This is a genomic window from Streptomyces sp. NPDC088147, from assembly GCF_044741565.1.
GTDB lineage: Bacteria > Actinomycetota > Actinomycetes > Streptomycetales > Streptomycetaceae > Streptomyces.
On the sequence record NZ_JBIUSY010000015.1, the window covers coordinates 1 to 22936 of the forward strand.

A 22936-nucleotide genomic window follows, 5' to 3' on the forward strand; every position below is an offset into this window, starting at 1 on the left:
CCCGCGGAGCGGGTACCACATCGCTGCGCGATGTGCAAGCGAACACCCACGCTGCGCGTGGGTGTTGCGCTCCCGCTCCGCGGGAGCGCTGGCGGGACGCTGCGCGTCCCGCTCACCAAGCCCGCTGCGCGGGCTTGGTGAGGCTCCGTCCGCTGCGCTTCCGGAGCTGTGGGGCTTTGCCCAGCTGGCCTTGGGCTTCGCTTCGCTCTGCCCTGGGCCGGCGGGTCCGCTGCGCTCCCCGCCTCAAGGGCCCTTCCGGCTGCGCCTCCAGGGCCCGGGGGCCGCTGGCGCGGGCCTGGCTGGTTACGAGGAGCGGGGGTCGCTCGTTCGTGTGGGGTTCTAGGGTATGGCTGCCTCAGGTAGATGCACCATGTACTGTTGGAAGAATTAGGGGATACCCGTCCGGTCACTCGGGACCCAACTTTCGAGAGGATGGCCCAGATGGCTGGTCACCACGAATCTACCGGACCAGATCCCGCGCTGAGCAGCGATTCAATGCTCTGGGTGGCGCAGTATCAGGCGGCGGGTGTGAACGCCCGGTTGCGACTGTTCGCGCTCCTGGAGGCGCAGGGCGTGCCCGCGAGCGAGGTGGGCGACTTGGTGGCCGGGGCGCAGTGCGAGGTGGTGGAGCTGGACGGCATGGCGCCGGCTTCTTGAGGTGTGCTGTGTTCGCGGGCGGCTGGGAAACGAAGGGGTGATGGCGGTGAGCGAGGCTCTGGGGGCATCGCGGGCTGCCACGGCGCGCGGCCGGTCGGGCGGGGCGGTTGAGCTGGTCGTACATTTCGCGTACGTGAGACAGCGTGAACGGGCGGACCTGGTGCGGCTGGAGGGCGTTCGGTCGGGACCGTGCTACCCCTCACCCGTCTGCACACCCTGCGCCGCGCCATGGTGTGCAGACGGGTGAGGGGCGAGGCCGGCGGTCTGTGTGCGACGCGGAGGGTGAGCAGCGAGGAGGACTGCGCGCTCGGTGTCGGGCGCTACGACCCGGACGGCTGACCGCCCTGCAAGGGCGGAAAGCCTGGCTGGCGCAGGGCGGGTGCGTCGATCTGGAACGGCTCGGGTGCGGTCTGCATTCCGCGCGCGGCCATTGAAGGACTATAGGGATCGGGAGGTTTAGGGATGGTTTTGTTTCCGCTCAAGGAACATCAGGTCGACCAGGAATTGCGCTTTCGTGACTGGGTTGGATTTCCTGCAAGATCTTTTGTGCCTCCGGAGGGAGCGCGTGCGATGGGGGTGTCGGCGACCGGGTCCGGTAAGACGATCACCACCGCTGCGTGCGCTCTGGAGTACTTCCCGGGCGGGCGGATCCTCGTCATGGTGCCCACGCTTGATCTGATCGTGCAGAGTGCGCAGTCCTGGCGGCGGGTCGGGCACCGGGCGCCGATGGTCGCGGTCTGCTCGGTGGACCAGGACGAGGTCCTGGAGCAGCTCGGGGTACGTGCCACGACCAACCCGATCCAGGTCGCTCTGTGGGCCGGGACGGGGCCGGTGGTCGTGTTCGCTACGTACGCCTCTCTCGTTGATCGCGAAGATCCCGAGGACCCGTCGGGTCGGCGGACGGTGCGCGGGCCGCTGGAGGCCGCTCTGGCGGGCGGGGAGCGGTTGTACGGGCAGCGGATGGCTCCGTTCGACCTGGCCGTCCTGGACGAGGGGCACATGACCGCCGGGGATATGGGGCGGCCGTGGGCGGCGATCCACGATAACGGTCGGATCCCTGTCGACTTCCGGCTCTACCTGACCGCCACCCCGCGGATCCTGGCCGCGCCCCGGCCGCAGCGCGGGCGGGACGGGCGGGAGCTGGTGATCGCGTCGATGGAGGACGACTCCCACACGTACGGCACCCGGATTTTTGATCTTGGGCTGGCGGAGGCGGTGGAACGCTCGATCCTCGCCGGGTTCGAGATCGACGTGCTCGAGATCCGCGACCCCGACCCGATCCTCGGGCTCTCCGAGGACGCGCTGCGCGGCCGGCGCACGGCCCTGCTCCAGGCCGCACTGCTCGAGCACGCAGCGCAGCGGAATCTGCACACCACCATGGTGTTCCACCAGCGGGTCGAGGAAGCCGCGGCGTTCGCCGAGCAGATGCCGGCGACCGCCGCCGAGCTGTATACCGCTGAAGCCTCCGCGGCGGCGCTGGCCGAGGCGGAGGAGCTGCCCGCGTCATCGATCGACGCCGAGCTGTACGAGCTCGAGGACGGCCGGCACGTACCTGCGGAGCGGGTGTGGGCGGACTGGCTGTGCGGAGACCATCCCATCGCCCACCGGCGTGAAGTGATCCACCGGTTCGCCAACGGCATCAACGCCCACAACCGGCGCGTACACCGGGCGTTCCTGTCCTCCGTACGCGCCCTCGGAGTCGGGGTCGACATCACCGGACTGCGCGGCGTCGAAGCCGTGTGCATCGTCGGCTCACGCAGCTCACAGGTCGACATCGTCCAGAACATCGGACGGGCACTGCGCCCCAACCCCGACGGCAGCGTGAAGACCGCGCGGATCATCATCCCCGTCTTCCTCCAGCCCGGGGAAGACCCCAAGGACATGGTCGCCTCCGCCAGCTACCAGCCCCTCGTCGACATCCTCCAGGCCCTGCGCTCGCACTCGGAACGCATGGTCGACCAACTCGCCTCCCACGCCCTCACCCGCAGCACCGAACGCCGGCGACTCCACATCCACCCCGCGGCCGGGGCCGGCCCGGAGAACGGGGACATGCCCGGGGAGAGCAGCGAGGCGCAGCAGGAGGTCGACCGCGTCGCGTCGGTCGTGGTGAACTTCGCCTCTCCCCGCGACGCCGCTGACATCGCCGCCCTCACCCGCTGCCGCGTCATCCGCCCCCAGTCCCTCGTCTGGCTCGAGGGCTACCAGGCCCTCCTGCGATGGCGTGCCGAGAACGGCATCACCGGGCTGCACGCCGTCCCCTACGACGTCGAGACCGCAGTCGGGACGACGAAGGCGTTTCCGCTGGGGCGATGGGTCCATCAACAGCGGAAATCCCTGCGGTCCGGAGAACTCGACTCCCACCGCAAAGACCTCCTCGACATGCCAGAGGCTGGCATGGTGTGGGAACCCGGCGACGAAGCCTGGGAGAACAAACTCGCCGCACTCCGCACCTACCACCGGGCCACCGGACACCTCGCACCCCGACAAGACGCCCTCTGGGGCGAAGGCGCGGCGATGGTGCCCATCGGGCAGTATTTGGCGAACCTCCGCCGCAAGAGCGGCCTCGGCAAGGACCTGCAGCGCGCGGAGGCCCGGGCCGCGCAGCTCGCGGAGATCGACCCGGACTGGAACTGCCCCTGGCCCCTCGACTGGCAACGCCACCACAAGGTGCTTGCCGACCTCGCCGCCGACGAGAACGGCGGAGTACTACCCGACATCCAGCCGGGCGTGACCTTCGATGGCGACGACATCGGACGATGGCTGCAGCGGCAGAAGAACCCGGGCACCTGGGCGCAGCTGTCGACCGAGCAGCAGGAACGGCTGACCGCGCTGGGCGTGGAACCTGCCCAGGCGCCGCCTCCGGCCCCTGCATCCAGCCGTACGGCGAAGAGGCCGAGCAAGGCGCAGCAGGCATTCCAACGCGGCCTCACAGCCCTCACGCAATGGGTCGAGCGGGAAGGCGCCCACCGGCCGGTCCCCCGCGCCCACGGCGAGGAGATCACAGTCAAGGGCGAGGCTGAACCGGTGGTGGTGAAGCTCGGTGTATGGGTCTCCAACACCAAGTCGAGGCGGGACAGGCTCACTCAGGAACAACTCGTTGCCCTACGGGAGCTCGGTATCGCTTGGGCATGACTCTGGCACCGACCCATCGGTGCGCTAACCAGACAGCGCCGAGCCCGCAGTCCCCAAGGGAACGCCTGCCGGGACTGCGGGTTGCAGATTCGACTGGTGTCTCAGCTGCTGTCGCCACTCTGATCAGTTTCTGTGTCCGGGGCCTCTTGCCCGGCGGTCGCTTCTGGGACGAGGCGATCGGTGTCCGACAGTTTTAGTGCTCGGTGAACTCCCGAGATGGGCGGGGGATCGTTGTCCGCCACGATGATCTGCAGGTCATCGATATGCTGGAGGGCAGCGCTGAGCAGGGTGGTGTACATCTTGCGTAGCCGCTCGAGATCGATGCCTTCGTGGCCGACGTTGTTGCTGAGGCCGTCGATGATCAGGATGTTCGGGAGCGGAATGCTGTTGTCACGCAGGGCAACAAGTTGGTGTGCGAGGACGTGCGCCACGTTGACGAGGACTTCCACTCCCTGAGAACCGAGGTCTGAGAAGGACCGGCCGTCGACGATGGGCAGGTACGTCTTGCGACTGATGTACGTGCCTGCCGGTTCTTCGAATCGTGGGGTGTCGAAGGCGCGAAGGATCGTCTCGAAGGCTTCGTCGAGTTTCCGCAGTCGTTCTTGGACGGCAGGGTTGCTGTGCCTGGAAGCGTCGATGCTCGCGTTGAGAGATTCTTGTTCCTGCTCAAGCTCGGCGATGCGGCGTGCCTGCTTCTGGGAACGCTCGTACAACGACAGGGCTTGTTCCAGGCTGATCAAGCGTTCTTCAAGCCTGGCTTGTTCGGCGGCGGTGGCGCGGATGCGGTCGGTCTGATCGCTGACGAAGGCTGACGTGGCTCGGTCTAGCTGTGCTCCGAGGTCGTTGCGGAGACGTGCGTGGCCTGCGCGTGCGGCCTGGAGTTCTTCGATTCTTTTCGTGCTGCGTTCGATGAGTTGCTTGGTTTCCGAAACCTGCTCGATCACCCGGTCCTGCTCGCTGGCGAGGGATGACGGTGCCGCGGTCTGCGGAGGGGTCTGCAGGCACAGTCGGCAGGTGTGGTCGTCGCCGCGCTCTGGGATGCCGGATCCGCATCGGGGACAGGTGTGGAACTCGAAGTCGTTGAGAAGCCGTTCCGCGACGAGTGCGCGGGTGAGGCGACGACTTTGGGCGATGAGCTGGTCGTGTAGCTCGCGCAGGTTGGCTACCGCCGCAGATTCTGCGGCGGTAGCCATGTCGATGCGCGCGAGTTCGCTTTCAGCATCAGCAATCCGAGAGCGCAGGGTCACAGTGGAAGGGTCGGTGAGCTCACTCGTTAGTTGCTGATCCGCTGTACGTGCCGCCCGAAGCTTGGTCTCAGTGGCTGTGCGCTGCACCTCCAGCTGGGCTTGTGAGCCGAAGGCTGTCTCAGCCAAGAGTCGTTCCAGGGTGACGGAGTCCGCAGTGAGGGCCTTGAGCTCCGTGGACACTTTGCGAAGCCGTTCCCGAAGTCCGGTGGATTCAGGGTCATGGATGCCGTACAGAATCTCGAAGACGTAGCGGCGTTTGATGTTCTTCGCGTGGTTGTCAGCGGTGCCGAAGACAGAAGCGTCGATCTCCTTCTGTCTCAGGACGCAGTACATGAGGTAGTCGCTTGCCGTCACGGGGACAAGCGGGCTCGTTTGGTCGGTTGGGGCTCGCGGCACCTTGATGCGAGGCAGGCCGAGGCGGTCGAGGAGCCAGTCGCGGAAGGTGTGGTCGTAGCCGGCCTGGAGTTCGCTGGCCGGCAACCGCCAGGCTTCCTCTTGGCCTCCGATCTCGGCGATATCGACCTTGGCGGTCGTCGTGGTGACAAGGGGGCGGACGATGCGGAAGCGGCGGTCGCCGATGAGTACGGTGCCGGCCATGGTGCGCCCTCGGAGCTCGGGGACGACGCTTACATCGGCGCCGAGCAAGGCCCGAAGGCAGCTGATCGTCGCCGTCTTACCGCCGCTCATGGCGCCAGTAATGGCGTTCATCCCACGCTCGAACCGGATGCGGCGGCTGGTTCCGACCAGGTGCAGTTCTTCGATCCGGATTCTCACAGTTGTGTCCCCCAGTCCGCCTCGACGATGTCGGGGAACGCTCGATAGATCATGTCTTTGAGAGTGGTGCCGGTGAGGTTGAAGTGCCGGCGCAGGAGCCGGGCCCGATCGCGTACGGGGCGCCAGCTTTCGGATTCGGCAAGGGCCTGCGCGACCCTTCTTCCGGATGGCGTGGTGCGGTAGGTCGCGACCGCGTTCTCGTGCTTGGGCTCGATGAGGCCCTTGCCTGTCAGAGCACCAAGGAGGGCGTAGTAGGCGGGGTCCCAGGGGCCATAGCGATAGCGGATCATGCTCTGCTCGATGGCTCCTGTCAGCCACGGATCGTCGCCTGGGTCGGCGTCGGGTCGGCGCTCGGCCATTAGATGGTTGAAGTGCTCGGGGTAGCGCAGGAGAAAGTCAAGTTTGGCGAGCTTCATCCTGCCTTCAATGCCTTTGGATGCTGCTGTCTCGGAGAAGGCGTCAATGACGATAAGAAGCCTGGCTTGGGCGTCAGCGGAAGGAGGGAGTCCGTCTGGATACTCCGGGGGCGCGGTGGGGGGCGGGGCGATATCAGGCAGGAGACTCATGGCCAGTCCCCCAGTCGAAACGGCATTCGTCGGAGATGGCGCACGCCCGGCCCATGAGCAGCACGCTGTCCCGGACATAGAGGGGCCAGCGGTCGTGGGTAGCGGCGCTGGTTTCGAGAGTGGTCTGGAGGCCGTCGAAGATGGCGTTCGCTGGGCGAGGATCTGCCGCGTGCCTGCGGATGGTACGGCGCGCGACCAGCAGCAGCCGCTCGTCCAGGTCCGCCTCGATGGCCGGGTCAGCCGGCCACGTGCCCAGGGACTGCTGCTTCATACGGTGAATGTCGGCATGTGCGCGGACCATCTGAGCTTCCTGGATTACATCGTCCGTCGCCGCGCCCCGGCGTAGCTTGCGGACCAACGATGTCTCGACTCCGCTGAGACGCTGCGATACATCAGTCAGCAGTACGTGGTCAGGGCGCATCAGACGCTGTCGGAGGTCTGCGACGGTGCCGGGGCCGATGCGCTTCCTCAGCAGTTTCGCAGGCAGGTCCTGCACCGCTAGCTGCTCGGCCCACCGCGGGCCCAAACGGCCCTGCATTGCCTCCCGAGTACGGCGTACGAGTTCGGTGTAGAGGCCGGTGATCTCCGCACCGGTCAAGGACGGGCCGAGCTCGTAGAGGAAGGCGGTATTGCGCAGCTCGATGTCCTCGCGTCTGGGCAGTTCCCGGATGCGGACCAGGCCCAGGAAGGCTGAGACCTCCTTAACGTCAGCCTTCAGGTGGGCTGTCACCCTCTCCAGGCACCGCCCGTTATCCGCCCCTCCCCCAAGTGCGAGAGCGGTAACGAGTGCGTCGGCGGGATCGAGGTAGCCCTCCAGCCCAGCTGTGAGCCCGTATGAGAGCGTCTGGTCCTTCACCGCCCGGTACGTGCGCCACAAGCTCTTCAACGGTCCCTTGGCGAGAACGTCCGTAAGCGCCCAGGGCGTGGTCGTGTCCCGTGTCTTGATCTGCTGAAAATCCCAGAAGAGGCCGCCCTTGGTCTGCTCCTCGCTGCCGCGGGCAACGATGACGTCCTCGATGTGCTCGCAGGTCACATGGCGTACCGGCTCGTCAGCGAGCATTTCCAGGATGGCCTGCGCAGCCACATGAACCTGATACTCGTACCGCCGCAGCGTGACCGAACCAGAATCGTCCGGAGCAACGGTCTCAATCGGATCAGCCATATACCCCCCAGGCCACTCTCCCCAAGCACGCAGCGTAAGCGGTACAACACTGGCCAGTCGATCACTTCGACGGAACTCGTGGAGCCACTGTTCCCTCACTGAGGACGGGTCCCTCTTCGGCGGACGCCTACGGCTCGGGCCTCCAGCTCATCACCACCGACAACGACACCGCCCCCTGGCCGGACGAAGCCTTCAGCACCAGCGAAGTCGACTACGCCTGCCTATGGTTCCCAGCGTCACTCGACCCGGCCCAGCCACACCGGGGCGCGCTGAAGACGAGGTACCGGGCATAGTCGCGCCGCCCCCTACGTTGACCCGGCGGTGCCGGTCGCGCCCGGCGGAGGTGGTGAGACTGCCGAGCGGATCCGGTGATCGACTCGCATTTCGTGGCCAGTGAGGAGAAGTGGCGTGCGCAGTCGGGGTGGTCGCGCAGCGCTCCTGCGACTGAGCCGGCGGCATCCCCTGTCAGGGTGCGCAGCCAGGGCCTGATCTCATCCTGCGGCCTCCACTGGTCCCACAAGGCGTCCCAGGTGAAGGCGCCGTTGCAGCAAACTTCCAGGAGATCCAACTGCGCAGCATTAGCGGCGTGGCGTGCGACGGTGAACAGCCACAGGATGACGGCGTCGACTTCACCACGCTCTATTGAGCGGTGTGTGCCCAGAAGGTCGGGCATCGCCCGGACAATCTCAAGGGCTCGGGGAAGGTCAGCCAGCAACGCCGGCATGAGCGCCACAGGATCAACATTGAGAAGTACGTCGCAGTACAGAGCAGCGTCGTCGGGGTGGGTAGCCGCCAGGGCCACCAACTCCTCTGAGGCATTCGCTGCTCCATCGTTCAAAGCATCACGGAGCGTTTCGGCATGTACTACGGGCGGCGTGGGGGGTGTGTCGATCTCCTGGGCGATGAGGTCAAGGAACGCTTGCACCGTTGCCGGCCGTCTCCCGGGGTCCGTACGCGTTGCTCCTCGGACGACCGCGCGCCAGGGCCCAGAGTCCGGTATGAGTGGAATATTCTGCTGCGGGTTCCTGCGTGTGATCGCCCAGCCGATCAGCTGCCCCAAGCTGTAGACGTCAGTCGGCGGACCGGCACTGTGGGCATCGAAGCTCAACTCCGGAGCGGCAAAGCCCTCAGATCCCATGCTCGCCCCAAGCCGAGTGCGCTGCGCATGCGTGGTCTGGCCAGGCGGACGACGCACAATGCCCCAGTCGGCAAGAACCCATCGCCCATCAAGCCGAAGTACGTTAGACGGCTTGATGTCCCGATGTATCCACCCGTGGGGGGCGCCCGGTGCCTGCATCCCATGCGCAGCGATCAGCACCGAGCACAGGCTCTCAATCAGGTCCCGTAGTACGGCCGGATCCTTGAGGTCATCGAGGCATTCCGTTGCGACAGCCTGCGCCTTGGGCATGACGAACCACGTGCCGTCGGCGCTGGCGTCCCAGACCGGCATCGCATTCGGATGGTCGCTCAGAAGACGGCCCACCTCGATCTCACGGGTCATCCGGGCTTTCTTGTCGAGGTGCGGGTACTGGCCGCGTAGCTTCTTGAGGACGACGGGCATGCCGGTCGGCTTGTGCGTCGCGTAGAAGACGTCAGCCATGCCGTCCTCTTGACGGTGGAAGGGGAACTTCTCGCAGTCATAGTCCTTGCGCAGACCGCGTGCCTCGTACGGGGCTGCTGCGCCACTCCGCACTTCACTGATCTGTGCTGTGTCGACTCCTCCGCGCTGTGAGAAGCCGGTCAACAGCATGCGATCAGGTAGTTGCAGGCGCTGTCGGATGTCGGCAACCGCGCTGGGCCCGATGCGCTTCCCCAGCAGCCCCGCAGGCAGGTCCTGCACGCCTGATTGCTCAGTCCACCGAGGATCCAGGCGGCCTTGCATCGCCTTCCTGACACGGTGCACTAGCTCGGCGTAGAGACCGTTAATTTCAGTACCGGTCAAAGGCGAGCCCAGTTCGTGAAGGAACGCGACGTTACGTTCCTCGATGTCTTCGCTCCTGGGAAGTTCCTGGATACGGATCAGGCCCAGGAAGGCAGAGACCTCCTTGGCGTCAGCTTTCAGGTGGGCAGTCACCCGCTCCATACAGTGCTCGTTGTCGGCCCCTTCTCCGTACGCAAGAGCAGTAACGAGCGCGTCGGCAGGATCAAGGAATCCCTCAACGGCAGCCGTTAGCCTGTAGGAGAGCCCCTGGTCTTTCAACGTTCCATACGTACGCCACAGGCTTTGCAACGGCCTCTTTGCGAGCACGTCTCTGAATGCCCAGGGAGTGGCCGCTTCCCGCATCTTGATCTGTTGAAACTCCCACAACAGACCGCCCTCGGCCTGCTCCTCACTGCGGGCGATGATGACGTCCTCAATGTGCTCGCATGTCACATGCCGTACTGCCTCATCAGCGAGCATCTCCAGGATGGCCTGTGCAGCCACATGAGTCTGGTACTCGTAGCCTCGCAGTGTCACCGAACCCGAATCGTTCAGGGCAGCAGTCGCAATCGGATTAACCATGTACCCCCCAGCCCACTCTCCCCAAGCACGCAGCGTAAGCGGTACTCGACTGGCGAGTCGATCACTTCGGCGGAACTCGTGAAGCCAGCATGTCCTTCCCTCACTGAGGTCTCCCTCTTCGGCAGCGGATCGCGGCGTGTTCACCCGTTCGGGGTGGGAGCAGCCGGATCACGTACCCGGCCGCCCGGCATGCATTTGGCTGTCAGACGTGAGGCGACAAGGCGGCGAGGCAAGCGGAGAGTTCGCGGAGGGAGCCGGCGATCACCTGATGGCGCGCTTCGTCGATCCTGCGTGCAGTGAGCGGCTGATGTGCTGGCGAGACGTCGCACGGGAGGTCGCGTTGGAGGACTGCGGTCCGGTGCGGCCCTTTCCCGTGCGTTCTGGCCGTCGTTTTGCGCCGGGTTGGTGGTGGTCGGCAACGACCGGGCGGCTGGTGCACTACGGGTCTGGTGTCATGCGGAACCAGGTGATGCAACTGGACCGGGATCCTTCGGTCGTGGCCATTGCATGCCGCCCGGTGGAATTCACCTGGCGTAAGCGTGACGGAGCCTGGGTCCGGCACGCACCGCATCTGATGGCCCGGCTCGCGGAAGGCAGGGGTCTGCTGGCGGACTGCGCCGGGCACGGGGACATCTCACCGCGCCTGGCCTGTCGGGCGGCGGTGATGGAGGCCGCGGCCGCGGCAGCGGGGTGGCAGTACAGGGTTCTGCGCCCTCCGGATCCGGTTCTGGCGGCCAATCTGCGCTGGCTGGCCGGGTACCGGCACCCCCGCTACAGAGGCGGCGAACTTGCCGGGCGCGCGGCCGAGGTCTTTCGGCGACCGCGGCCTCTGATCGAGGGCGTGCGTGAACTCGGCGATCCGGTGCAGGTCTTCCCGGTGGTCTTCCACGCGCTGTGGCACGGCAAGTTGTCGGCCCCCCTCGAGGTGCCCTTGCACGAGCGGGTGACCGTGACGGCGGACCGCCCCAGAGGGGGGCAGGCATGAGCGGCACAGTGCTAGAGCCCGGAACACAGGTGCGTTTCGCGAAGCGGACCTGGACGGTGGTAATGCTGGAAGGGTCATGCGTACGGCTGGTCGACGCGGACAACTCCGTGGCCACTGTCCTGGCGAACTTCCTGTTCGCCGAACCCGACTTCGAAGTGGTAGGCGCCCCGCAGCGCGGCGTGCCTCCGTTCGGGCTCCTGGAGGAGCTGCCTGAACAGGTGCGCGCGCGTGCGTACGCCTGGGAGCGGCATGTGCGTGAGGTGGAGACCGGGTGCCCCGTTCCGGGTCAGGACCAGGTGCCGCGTGCCGAGTTCGATCCGGCCCGGCGCACCATGGCGGAGCGGGAGGCAACCAAGGCCGCCGAGCTGACAGCGGCCGGGCAGCCGGCCAGTGCGGTGACGGTGCGGCGGATGCGGGCCCGCTATCGGGAGCAAGGCCTGTGGGGGCTGGTGGACGGCCGGGCCGCCCGGCGGCGCTCGCCGGTAGGGCGCGCGGACGAGCGGGTGGTCGCCGCGATCGAGCAGGCACTCCAGGCGCAGCGGGAGCGGTCGACCGGGACGCTGAGCCGGCTCCGGCGAACCGTCGGCTGGATTCTGGAGGACGCCCACGGTGTGGGGACGGTAAAGGTGCCGCCGGCCTCGACGTTCAACCGGCTGGTGCACGCCCTTGCGGACCGTCAGGGACTGCTGGGGACAGCGGCGCAGCGGCGCCGTCACTCCTCACGGCCGGCTCCGCCGTTCACCCCGACGGTGGCGCTGCGGCCCGGTGAGCTGGTGATGCTGGACAGCACCCCTTTGGACGTGATGGTGGTCCTGGCCGACGGGGTAGTGGGTAAGGCCGAGCTGACGATCGCCCTGGATGTGGCGACGCGCAGTATCTGTGCGACCGTGCTGCGGCCGATGGGCACCGGGTCGGTGGATGCGGCGGTTCTGCTGGCGCAGATGGTGACGCCCATGCGGATGCGCCGAGGCTGGGAAGAGGCGCTGGCGATGTCGCGGTCGGTCATCCCCTACAAGCGGCTGGTGTCGTTGGACGCGCGGCTGGAGGGTGCGGCAGCCCGTCCGGTGATCACGCCGGAGACGGTCGTCGTCGACCAGGGCCGGGTGTTCATCTCCGCCTCGTTCACCGCGGCGTGCGACAGCCTGGGGGTGTCGGTGCAGCCGGCGCCTCCGGCCAACGGCCCGGCCAAGGGAAATGTCGAGCGGATGTTCCGCACCATCGGCGACCGGTTCTCCCAGTACGTGGCCGGTTACACCGGATCCGACGTCACTCAGCGCGGCTCTCACATCGAGGACGAGGCGTGCTGGACGCTTCCCCAGATCCAGGACCTGCTGGACGAGTGGCTGATCGCGGACTGGCAGCACCGCCCGCACGCATCCCTGCGCCATCCGCTGGCCCCCAAGCTCGCGGTGTCGCCGAACGAGATGTGGGCCGCGCTGGTCGGCGTGACCGGCTATGTCCCGGTGCTGCTCAGCGAAGAAGACTACGTCGAACTCATGCCGGTCAAGCGGCTGGGCATCAACGACTACGGCATCCGCTTCGACTACCGCACCTACGACCACGAGGTCCTCAACCCGCACCGCGGGCGCAGGTCAACGGCCCCGCACGGGATGTGGGAGGTGCACCACAACCCTTATGACCCCCAGCAGATCTGGGTGCGGCTGCCTGCCGGCTGGGAAGAGGTGCCCTGGATCCACAAGGAGCGGGTAAGCCTGCCCTTCACCGACTTCACCTGGCGGCACATCCGCGCGACCGTCGAGCGCCGCGGCAACCGCGACGAGCACGAGCAACAGCTCGCCCAGGCCCTGGACCGCCTCCTGCGGCGAGCCGGCAACGGGGAAGGCACCCGCCGCGAGCGGACTGTCGCGGCACGCGCCACCGCCGCAGCCTCCCTCGCCGGGCCCGCCCCAAACCAGCAGGAGCCGCCCGACCCCCTCACCGCCCCGACCCTCTCCTACGGCTTGGTCGGCGCCTTCACCCCAGCAAGCCTGGATGAGCCTGACGACGAAGAGTTCGAGGACGGCTGGGACGAGGACGAAGACCCGCTCGGCACATCAGACGATGCCGGCGGCGGCCCCGACGGGGACGGACAGCCATCCGGGCGGGCCGCAGTCCCCCGCCCGTCGCGGATCTACGATGCCCGCCAGGAGGCAACCCAGTGGTAGCAGTCCCCGAAGCCGGTCCCGTCCCGGACGAGGAGCAGCAGATGGCGGCCTATGCGCCGCCGACCACGCGGGAGGGCTGGCAGCAGTTCGTCGGCACTCCCCCGCTGAAGCCCCCGCCCACCGGGGACGAGGACTGGTCGCTTGAGGAACGCCTGGACTACCACTCCCGGTTCGTCGTCCTGACCACCCCGGCGATGGAGCGCATCTCGCTGTCGGTGCGGCGGCTTATGCTCCTCAACCGCCGCCAACAGGGCACCGCGCGCCGCGGGCTGATTGTGTCCGGGCCGCCCACCACCGGCAAGACCACCACCCTGCTGGAAATGGGCCGTACCTTCGAACTCGCCGAGCAGCGCCGCCACCCCGGCCGCACCGACCGCCTGCCCGTGGTGTTCCTGGCGGTGCCGCCCGCCTCCACTCCCAAGATGCTGGTATCGGAGTTCGCCCGGTTCCTCGGCATCCCCATCGCGGCCCGGATGAACCAGGCGCAGATCACCGACGCCGTCTGCCACCTGCTGTGCCAGCTGGGCACCGCGCTGGTCCTCGTCGACGACGTCCACCTGCTCGACACCCGCACCCGGGCCGGCGCGGAGACCTCCGACCAGATGAAGCACCTCGGCGAGAGGATCCCGGCGACGTTCGTCTACGCAGGCGTCGACGTCGAGGCATCCCCCCTGCTGAACGGGCCGCGCGGCGCACAGTTGGCAGGCCGCTTCACCCTGGTCCGCAACACCGCACTGTCCTGCGGCAGCGCCGAACAGCGCGCGACCTGGCTAGACCTGGTCACCGACATGGAGAACGCCCTGCACCTGCGCCACCACACCCAAGGCACTCTGGCCCGGCACGCCGACTACGTCCACCAGCGCACCGGCGGAGTCATGGGAAGCCTCTCCCACCTCATCCGTGAAGCCGCCCTCACCGCCCTCCTCGACGGCAGCGAAAAGATCACCAAACGGCTCCTGGCCGGCATCCAGCTCGACATCCGCGCGGAGCAGCAAGCCCGCCCGCCCCGAAATCGCCTCCCGCGCCCCCGCAACAACGGCACTGGATCCTGACGAGGCGGACCAGCGGTGAAGACCACCAGCCCTTTGATGGAACCTGCCGTCAGGGATCATTCGCAGCCACCACAGCGCGAGCAGAACGAACTACCCCTGCACAGACCGCCTTCGGGCGCGGTGCGTGTCGCTCCGCTGAACGGCGAGACGACGCTGTCGTTCATGAGCAGAGTCGCCTCCCGGTACAGGCTCACGGCCAAAGAGCTCATCGGCGCGCTCGTGGACGTGGGACGGCGGCCCAATCTGTTCACGGTGCGGCCCGACGGAGAAGTGGTCTTCAACGCCGAGGCCCGGGCGGTGGTCGCCGCTTTCTGTCGCATGCCCGAAGAACACTTGCACCGTGCCCTGCCGGCCTGGGGCAGGGACGTTCCTTCGAGCAGGCTGGGCAGCGGGCCGGCCGCCTGGGTCCGCACCGCAGCCACTATCCCGCCGACCGGCCCCGGATGCCGGGCCTGCACCGCGACCGCCACACGAGGCCAGGAAGAAGCACGCCGCTACCTGCTGCCGCACGGCCGGGTATGCGTCAAGCACCAGTGCTGGATGCTGGAAGCACCCGTCGTCGACGGGGCAGCGGCCGTCCCCGGGCAGCTGGACCTGCGGTATGTGCCGCAGATCGGGGCGGCCCAGCGCCGTCATGTACGGCTGCTGCGGCGCTCTGCGCACGCTGGCGAAGCGTTCACCGTGGCGCAGGCAATCATGGCTTCGTGGTGGGACGAGCCCTGGCCGGAAGAGATCCTCTGGCCCGATCGGCTGCGGCTGATGGCACCCGGCAACGACCTCGCTTGGCGTGCCGCAGCGCGGGATGCGGTGACCTATCCCGAAGCCGTCACGCTGGCCGCGGCCCTCGCCGACCCGAGCCTGCAGCAGCGGCTACTCGATGACGCGGGGCAGCATCAGCCGCACGCGCTCGCCGATGTCCCCGGCCTCGTGGACGAACTGGCTCGGCGTCTTGAGCGGCCATGGATCGCCGGTCGCCTCAGCGCCCTCACGACAGGCCCGCTGAACGCCTGGGTACGCGCCTGCGTACGCACCAGAGCCGGGCACAAGCCGAAGACACGCAGCATGTGGCACGTCTCCCCGCCCCACCGGCCCGCACCGATCACCCGGCTCCTGGCCGAAACCCGGCCCGTAGACGATGCGCCCGGAAAAACGGAGTCGGCAGGGGCGCCGGCCCCAGACGTGGCTGAGACCGCCAAGGGGTTCGCGCGCGGCCTGCGCCACGCCCGTGCCTACGCCACCGAACACGGCCACCTCTGCATTCCTTACCGGTACGAAAAGGACGGGTTCCAACTCGGCCTGTGGCTGTCCAACCAGCGCGCAGCAGGCCCCCAGCTCTCCCCCGAGCGCAGCCAGGCCCTGGCCGCTCTTGACCCGTGGTGGAATCCTGCGTGGAGCACGCTGTGGCAGCGCATCTATCTGCGCGCACGACGGCTGCTGGACTCAGGCACCGACATCAGACCCGAGCAGGGCTTCCCGGGCACCAGCGAGAATCTCGGCACCTGGCTGTACCGGCAGTGCCAGGTCTACAGCAGCCTCCACCCCCAGCAGCGCAGACTGTTGGAACAGATCGGTATCAGTGCTGAAGCCGCCCGCCAGGCACTGCCGCGGCGTCGCAACCTCGCCGAGGCCCGTGACCAGGGCCTGACCAACGCACGCGCCTACTGGAAGGAGCACGGGCACCTTTGTGCGAGCGCTACTGATACGTACGCCGACTTCCCCATCGGCAAATGGCTGACCAACCACCGCGTACGCGCCCGACGCGGCATTCTCGATCCCGCCCTCAGACAGCAGCTGGACGCAATGGATGTGTGGTGGGCACCGCCCTGGCCCTCCGACTGGCAGCGAGCCTGCTACACGGTGCGCGATCTTGTCCGCTCCGGCCACCCCCTCGACCCCGGAAGCGCCTTCACTGCCTTCGACGACGAGCTCGGTCAATGGCTATACACCCAATGTGTGTCCTACTCCGGCTTGGCAGTGGAACAGCGCCGACAGCTCGCGACCATCGGACTGACTGAGCAGACTGTCCAAACCGCCCGCCCCAACCCCGCCACCCACAGGCCGTCCCTGGAGACCGGTCTCCACTACGCCCGCTCCTACGCGGCACTGCACGGCGACCTCAACGCATCACCCTCCGACCGGCACGAGGGCTTCCCCGTCGGAAAATGGCTGGCCCGCCAGCGGCACCAGGCCAGCCTTCACACCGCCAAGTTCGCCACGCCCTACCCAGCCGACTCGCTCCTGGCAGCCGTCGACCCGTGGTGGAACCCCCCGTGGAAAGGGGACTGGCAGATCAACCACCGCGCCGCCCGCAAACTCGTCGAAGACGGTCTCAGGCTCCTCCCCGGCCAAGGATTCCCCGGCAGCCCCGACTGGACTGGGCAGTGGCTCTACACCCAGTGCGTCGCCTACCAGAACCTCCACCCGGGGCAGCAACACAGGCTCACGCAACTCGGCATCACCGCCACCAATGCCCCCACCGCACGGCCCCGTCGCGTCACCCAGCAATCCTCATTCGACACCGGCCTGGGCCACGCCCGCTCCTACGCTGCCCGACACGGACACCTCGCCGTGCCCAAAAGCGCGAACCACCACGGCTACCGGCTGGGGACATGGCTCGCTCACCAACGCAAACGGGCCGCCAACGGCCGACTCCCCCACCGTCGCGCCGAGGCCCTCGACGTCCTTGACTCATGGTGGAACCCATCCTGGGGCCTACCATGGCAAATCGCCTATCATGCCGTCAGAAACGAGATCCACGGCCACGCTCTGAACGCAGCCGCAGGTTTCCCCAGACTCCCTCCAGCCGCCACCAGATGGCTGCTCACCCAGTGCATCAACTATGGCGACCTCCACCCGGGCCAGCAGGAACTTCTGACCGGCCTCGGCATAACACCCCAGGACGCACACGCCGCCCGCCCCCAGCAGGAGACACGCACGCGCCGCAGAACCGGCGCCAGCCGGTCGCGCCCCACAACCGTCTCCTCATCCATCGACGGCGGCCTGCCCTACGCCCGCTCCTACGCACACACTCACGGCGGACTCGGCACCGCCCACTACACCACCGAACACGACGGATTTCCCCTGGGCTGGTGGCTGTACGAGCAGCGCAAACGCGCCGTCGCCCACCTACGCCGCACCGGCCGGCCCTGGCCTCACGACACACAGCTCACCGCACTCGACCCGTGGTGGAACCCACCCTGGCGGGCCTCCTGGAACCACAGCTACCACCAAGCCCACACCCACCACAACGCCGGCGTGCTCCTCCCCAACCAGACCATCCGATGGATTCGCACCCAGCAGCAAGCCTGGAACCAGCTCCACCCCCACCAACAACACCTCCTGAGCACCCTCGGCATCCACGGACCCACCCCCCTGATCAGCTACAACAGCCGCCCAACGAAACTGACCGGCCAACCAATAGAACTGACCAACGGACCTACGGCCACCCCGAGGCAGGAAACCCACAGCTCACAGACCCCGCCCAGCCCCAGCCCGCAAGCAACGTCAAGCCCCTCGCCAACGCAGAGCACACCGCCAGCCCCAACCAGCCAACTGATCAGACCAGCTCAACACCCCGGACACTGATCAGATCGAACGAGCCGCGACATCCGCGATCCCTCCCCCGTCCTCGGAGAGTCCGAGGAGGCGCGGCGGGGCCGGCGCCTGGCGCTCCTGCAGACCGCGCTCCTGGAGCACGCCGCCGCGTACAACCTCCGTACGGTCATGACGTTCCACCAGAAAGTTGAGGAGGCCGCCGCGTTCGCGGAGAAGCTGCCCCAGACGGCCGCGGACCTGTACATGAACGACGCCTCCGACGACCTGGCGGCCGCAGACCGGCTCCCGAGGTCGTCGATCGACGCGGAGTTCTACGACCTCGAGGTCGGCCGCCACGTACCCCCGGACCGCGTCTGGTCGGCATGGCTGTGCGGCGACCACCTCGTAGCCGAACGGCGGGAGGTGCTGCGGCAGTTCGCCAACGGCATCGACGCGGCCGGGCGCCGGGTGCACCGCGCGTTCCTCGCCAGCGTTCGCGTGCTCGGGGAGGGCGTGGACATCACCGGCGAGCGGGGAGTCGAGGCCGTCTGCTTCGCGGACACCCGCGGCTCGCAGGTGGAGATCGTCCAGAACATCGGCCGGGCGCTCCGCCTCAACAAAGACGGCAGTACGAAGGTGGCGCGGATCATCGTGCCGGTGTTCCTGGAGCCGAACGAGGACCCGATGGACATGGTCGCCAGTGCCTCGTTCCGCCCCCTTGTAGCGGTCCTCCAGGGTCTGCGCAGCCACGATGAGCGCCTGGTCGAGCAGCTCGCCTCCCGTGCTCTCACGAGCGGGCAGCGCACGGTCCACGTGCAGCGCGATGAGGACGGGCGGATCGTCGGGGCCGGCGGCGAGAGCGACGGCAAGGACCAAGAGCGGGACGGCACCGACGCCGCTGGCGAGTCCGCGCTGCTGCACTTCTCCAGCCCGCGCGACGCGGCGACCATCGCGGCGTTCCTGCGGACCCGGGTGTATCGGCCGGAGTCGCTGGTGTGGCTGGAGGGTTACCGGGCTCTGCTGCGCTGGCGGGCGGAAAACGAGATCACTGGCGTCTACGCCGTCCCGTATGACGTGGAGGTCGAGGTTGGCGTCACCAAGGACTTCCCGCTCGGGCGGTGGGTGCACCAGCAGCGCAAGGCGCTGCGGGCAGGGGAGCTGGAGGACCGGCGCAAGACTCTGCTGGACGCGCCGGAGGCTGGGATGGTCTGGGAGCCGGGCGGGGAAGCGTGGGAGGCCAAGCTCGCTGCCCTGCGGTCCTACCGGCGGGCGACCGGGCACCTCGCGCCGCGTCAGGACGCGGTGTGGGGCGAGGGCAAGGCGATGGTGCCCGTCGGACAGCACATGGCGAACCTGCGCCGGAAGGGCGGTCTCGGCAAGGACCCGAAGCGTGCGGAGGAGCGCGCGGAGCAGTTGGCGGCGATCGACTTGGACTGGGACTGCCCGTGGCCGTTGAGCTGGCAGCGTCACTTCCGGGTGCTCGCCGACCTGGTCGACGCCGACAACGTCCTGCCCTACATCGCGCCGGGCGTCACCTTCGAGGGCGACGACATCGGTACGTGGCGGTGGCGGCAGCAGGAGCCGGGCACCTGGGCGCAGCTCCTGCCCGAGCAGCGGGAGCGGCTGTCCGCGCTGGGCGTGCAGGGCGCCTCTCTCGCCGTGACTCCCGCCGCCCCGGCGGAGATCGCTCCGGCAGCGGCCGACGTGACGAAGGGTCCGGGGAAGGGCGGGAGCAAGACGCAGGCGGCGTTCCAGCGGGGACTGGCCGCCCTCGCACAGTGGAGGGAGCGAGAAGGCCCTGACCGGCCCGTGCCCCGCGGCCGCAACGAAACGGTCACGATCGGCGGCGAGACGGAACCGGTGACCGTGAAACTGGGCGTATGGATCTCCAACACCCGGGCCAGGCGCGACAAGCTCGCCCAGCAGCAGCTGAACGCGCTCCGGGAATTGGGAGTGAAGTGGGCATAGAGGACAGCGGGGAGCGGGCGCCGCTGTTCATCCACTCGGGTCGGCAGCCAACGTGCCGCACAAGGGAAGATCTTCTGGGAACTCGCTTCCAGGAACAGCACGTTGACCGGATGCCCATGACCCTGCAGCCACCTCACGCGTGCCGCGGGTCAGCAACGCCGACAAGAAGGGATTCAACATATGGACGACATCTTCGGGGAACTCATCGAGGAGATTGCGGAAGAGACGGCCGAAGAGGTCGGCGGCGAGATCGCCGAGGAGGTCGTCGAAGGACTCTTCGACTGACCAGGCGTCCATGGGATGCGGCAACGGTCCGACCTGCACCGCATCCCATGGGCAAAGACGCCGTCCGCGGTACAGAACGGGCGCGCTTCCCGAACTGCGGAAGTCGTGGCAGGCGTTTCCAACGCGGCTTGACGGCCCTCACACAGTGAATGGAACGAGAAGGCGCCCGCCGGCCGGACTCCGGGCGGGCTGACCGACCAGCTGTGGTGTGCTGGCCGGACGTCGGCGGAACCCGTATATCTCGCTCAGCTGCCGCAGGCGCGGCGGGCCCGGGCGCCGCGCAACCGGGCTGAGCGCGCCCCGACCCTCGGCCGTGGCCGTGCCGCCCACCCCGCCCGTCCCTTACTCCTTCACTCCAGCCAGAGGACATGGGCAGAGCAGCCGCAACGGGGATGTCAGCGGCCCGACCACGGCGCAACCGCATGCTGACCTGCACGGACACGAGAGCGGCCCTCGGGTCGCGCAACAGTAGGCGCACCCCCCAGTCGCAACAGATAGCGCAACCCATAGGGGGCGCAACTCTTGTCGCGACCTCCAGCTCCTGGTCGACCAAGGCGACCAGTCACGCGGCCCGGACGAATCCCCGGGCGCGGGTCGGCTGGCGCAGCTCGGAGCGCGCCACCGGCACCGAGGGGACGGTCTTCCATCAGAGGTCCCCCCATGGCAACGGTTCAGTCTCCCTCCGGTGCAACCCTCCCCGCGGCCGCCGTGGGCCGGGGCAGACGCGGTGTGGGCCAGGCCGGCTCCCACTTCCAGGCCGCCCACCGCTGCGCGTGCGCGAAGACACCGGTGCGGTCGTCGAGCATCGCCAGCACTTGGGCGCGGGCGTCGTCGACGGCCCGGTGCTCGGTGTCGGAGACGATGCCGAGACGCCGCACATGCGCGTACTCGTCCTCGTCCTTCCACTCCCAGCGGGTGAGGTCGGGCGTGACGACCAGGTCGACGGTGAGGTCGAAGGTGTCGAACCCGGCCCTGCGGCGACGGGTGGGGTGCTCGAAGTTCACGTACCAGTTCCGCAGTCGGCGCCCCTCACCGTCGGGGACGAAGAAGGCGTTGACGCTGAACCAGGCCGCCGGCGGCTTCCACAGCAGCAGGTCGGTCTCCTGCCACACCGTGGCCGCCAGATCCCACCGGCCGCTCGCCATCGCCTCGAACGCCTCCGTGCGCACCGAACGGTCCTCATCCGTGCGGGCCTTCGCGTACAGGGCGGGCCACCGGGCCTCCGCTCCGGGCGTGCACGCGGTCACCAGCGCCTGGTCGGTGTCGGCGACGACACGCAGCGCCAGTTCGGTCCACACCCGGCCGCTGCGGTGCACATCACGCCTTACGACCGTCTGCCCTGCCTCGAAGACATGCACCGTCTCCTCCTCCATCCCGGCCGGGATACCCGGCACGGCAGCAGCACAGCGCGATCCCGGACCTTGGGCAAGCCACCACGCGGGGGCTTGCTCAAGGGCACCTGGGCTTGCCCGGATCAGGCGCGGAAGCGGGAGAACCAGCGGTCGGCTCCGCACGGTGGCCACCAACTCCCCGTTCGCTGAGTGGGACAGGATCTTCGCCCCTGGCTCTGCGCCGCCATCGCCTATCGGATCACCTTCCGCTGCATGCTCGTCCAGACCGGCACCGATTCCTACCGGTTCCAGGCCACGGAGTCCGAACGCCAGGCAAAGCCGGGGCGGTGACCGGGATCCTCGACGTCGACGCGCGGCGGGAGCTGGTCGCCGATGCCCACCGCAACGGCGTCGTCAATCTCACGGTCGTCACCCTGCTGGCACGCATCACCCTGGCCAGGCACCCAGACCTGCAAGAGGCCCCGCACCCGCCGTCCCGTAACACGGCCGAAAGTCGTCGGACCCGTGGATGTCGCTCAGCCGTTCACGGCGAGAGAGAACGCCTTGAACGGCGTCCCGTCAGTCCCGAACTGGGCGACCGTCAGCTTGATTTCGGTTGGACGCCCTGAGGGGACAGCAACGAGAACGAGGTCCTCCGTCACCGTCTGGCCGATACCAAGGTCGGTGTACTTCATCTCGAATCCCTGCGCGCACGACTGCCCGGCCCGAACCCCGTATGTGCCAACGCCGTCGGGGACATGGACCCCGATCATGGCTTGCTCGGCTTCGAACCGTGTCTCCGCTCCCGCCCACTTCGAATCATTATTGTTCGTGTAAGAGACCGTGACGGGAACAATCGATGTGCTCTGGGAAGCGTGCAGCGAACACAGTGGGTGGGCCTGGACAGGGGATCCGGCCGTGGCGGTGAGAGTGCCACGAGTCCTATAAACCCGAGGGTTTCCCTCGCTGTCCTGGCCTTCCTCAGACTGGATGTCGACGGTAAAGGTCTTGACGCGACCCTCAGCCGGCGTGTCGCCAGACTGACCAGTTCCCCTGCCCGATGCATCTGCTGACGTGCCGCTGTCACCAGAGCTGTCGTCGTCCGTGATCAGCTGGGCAACCCCGACGCCGCCCAAGAGAACGGCAACCGCTGCGACAACGCCGAGTCCGATACGGACATTGCGCTTGCGGTTGATGATGTTGCCGCCAGCCACCTGGTGGCCTTTCCCAGCAATGCCGCCTCCCATGTTGACCTGGTGGTGTGGGGACCCGGACGTTGCGGTGCCTTGGTTGTAGACGTAGACGGCGCTGCTAAGGGTCTGCGCGTACTCCGGATCAGCCTGGGCTGCCGTGGTGAGGACCCGGGTAGCTTCGCTCCGCTGGGCAGCACCCCGCGGGTTCTCCTGGAGGGCCTCAGCGGCCTGGGTTCCCTCGTCGGTTTGCCGCAGCCGTCTCGTCACGAGATCGCATACGAGGTTGGCAGCCATGTTCTGGGTTACGCCTGCGAGGAAGTCGCCTGCGATCGGAACGGCTTGTCCTGCCAGTGCGATGACGTCCAGCATGTCTCTCCCCGTT

15 protein-coding genes are annotated in these 22936 nt (G+C 67.8%); 9 read left to right on the plus strand and 6 right to left on the minus strand.

Annotated elements, in window-relative coordinates:
- Nucleotides 1-504 precede the first annotated feature (504 nt).
- The 3 genes from ACIOGX_RS36355 to ACIOGX_RS36365 all read left to right on the plus strand — a co-directional run bounded on the left by ACIOGX_RS36355 (nt 505) and on the right by ACIOGX_RS36365 (nt 3789).
- Entirely contained in the window at nt 505-657 is a 153-nt protein-coding gene (locus tag ACIOGX_RS36355) for a hypothetical protein (RefSeq protein ID WP_401918986.1), read from the plus strand.
- Nucleotides 658-846: 189 nt separating this feature from the next.
- Nucleotides 847-996, plus strand: coding sequence for a hypothetical protein (locus ACIOGX_RS36360; protein ID WP_401918988.1), 150 nt, complete (start codon nt 847-849; stop codon nt 994-996).
- Nucleotides 997-1119: 123 nt separating this feature from the next.
- Nucleotides 1120-3789 carry a Helicase associated domain protein gene (locus ACIOGX_RS36365; protein ID WP_401918990.1) on the plus strand — a complete coding sequence of 890 codons (2670 nt, stop codon included), beginning with the start codon at nt 1120-1122 and terminating at the stop codon, nt 3787-3789.
- A gap of 101 nt (nt 3790-3890) precedes the next feature.
- On the opposite strand, the gene ACIOGX_RS36370 is transcribed toward ACIOGX_RS36365, so the two are convergent.
- The 4 genes from ACIOGX_RS36370 to ACIOGX_RS36385 all read right to left on the minus strand — a co-directional run bounded on the left by ACIOGX_RS36370 (nt 3891) and on the right by ACIOGX_RS36385 (nt 10041).
- Complete coding sequence (locus ACIOGX_RS36370; RefSeq protein ID WP_401918992.1) at nt 3891-5810, minus strand: hypothetical protein; 1920 nt, start codon at nt 5808-5810, stop codon at nt 3891-3893.
- Nucleotides 5807-6376 (minus strand): hypothetical protein, encoded by a 570-nt coding sequence (locus tag ACIOGX_RS36375; RefSeq protein WP_401918994.1) that lies wholly within the window; start codon nt 6374-6376, stop codon nt 5807-5809. Before ACIOGX_RS36375 ends, ACIOGX_RS36370 begins: the two co-directional genes overlap by 4 nt.
- On the minus strand, nt 6360-7538 hold the full coding sequence (locus tag ACIOGX_RS36380; protein ID WP_401918996.1) for a dsDNA nuclease domain-containing protein: 1179 nt from the start codon (nt 7536-7538) through the stop codon (nt 6360-6362). The genes ACIOGX_RS36375 and ACIOGX_RS36380 overlap by 17 nt, the downstream gene beginning before the upstream one ends.
- Nucleotides 7539-7749: 211 nt before the next feature.
- Complete coding sequence (locus ACIOGX_RS36385) at nt 7750-10041, minus strand: dsDNA nuclease domain-containing protein (RefSeq protein WP_401918998.1); 2292 nt, start codon at nt 10039-10041, stop codon at nt 7750-7752.
- A gap of 268 nt (nt 10042-10309) precedes the next feature.
- On the opposite strand from ACIOGX_RS36385, the gene ACIOGX_RS36390 reads away from it, so the two are divergent.
- From ACIOGX_RS36390 to ACIOGX_RS36410, 5 genes are all read left to right on the plus strand, one after another.
- The gene (locus ACIOGX_RS36390) at nt 10310-11026 is read left to right on the plus strand and encodes a TnsA-like heteromeric transposase endonuclease subunit (RefSeq protein ID WP_401919000.1); all 717 of its coding nucleotides are present in this window, start codon (nt 10310-10312) and stop codon (nt 11024-11026) included.
- Nucleotides 11023-13191: a transposase gene (locus ACIOGX_RS36395; RefSeq protein ID WP_401919002.1), complete on the plus strand. Its 2169-nt coding sequence runs from the start codon at nt 11023-11025 to the stop codon at nt 13189-13191. The genes ACIOGX_RS36390 and ACIOGX_RS36395 overlap by 4 nt, the downstream gene beginning before the upstream one ends.
- Nucleotides 13192-13232: 41 nt before the next feature.
- On the plus strand, nt 13233-14243 hold the full coding sequence (locus tag ACIOGX_RS36400) for a TniB family NTP-binding protein (protein WP_401919074.1): 1011 nt from the start codon (nt 13233-13235) through the stop codon (nt 14241-14243).
- A gap of 15 nt (nt 14244-14258) precedes the next feature.
- Nucleotides 14259-17828, plus strand: coding sequence for a helicase associated domain-containing protein (locus tag ACIOGX_RS36405; protein ID WP_401919004.1), 3570 nt, complete (start codon nt 14259-14261; stop codon nt 17826-17828).
- A 138-nt stretch (nt 17829-17966) separates the two neighbouring features.
- Nucleotides 17967-19745, plus strand: a complete 1779-nt coding sequence (locus tag ACIOGX_RS36410; protein WP_401919006.1) for a Helicase associated domain protein — start codon at nt 17967-17969, stop codon at nt 19743-19745.
- Between the two features lie 956 nt (nt 19746-20701).
- Here the strand turns inward: ACIOGX_RS36410 and ACIOGX_RS36415 are convergent.
- Entirely contained in the window at nt 20702-21424 is a 723-nt protein-coding gene (locus ACIOGX_RS36415) for a DUF402 domain-containing protein (protein WP_401919008.1), read from the minus strand.
- Between the two features lie 147 nt (nt 21425-21571).
- On the opposite strand from ACIOGX_RS36415, the gene ACIOGX_RS36420 reads away from it, so the two are divergent.
- Nucleotides 21572-21712 carry a hypothetical protein gene (locus tag ACIOGX_RS36420; protein WP_401919010.1) on the plus strand — a complete coding sequence of 47 codons (141 nt, stop codon included), beginning with the start codon at nt 21572-21574 and terminating at the stop codon, nt 21710-21712.
- A 185-nt stretch (nt 21713-21897) separates the two neighbouring features.
- Here the strand turns inward: ACIOGX_RS36420 and ACIOGX_RS36425 are convergent, their stop codons facing one another.
- Nucleotides 21898-22923 (minus strand): hypothetical protein, encoded by a 1026-nt coding sequence (locus tag ACIOGX_RS36425; protein ID WP_401919012.1) that lies wholly within the window; start codon nt 22921-22923, stop codon nt 21898-21900.
- Nucleotides 22924-22936: the final 13 nt, after the last annotated feature.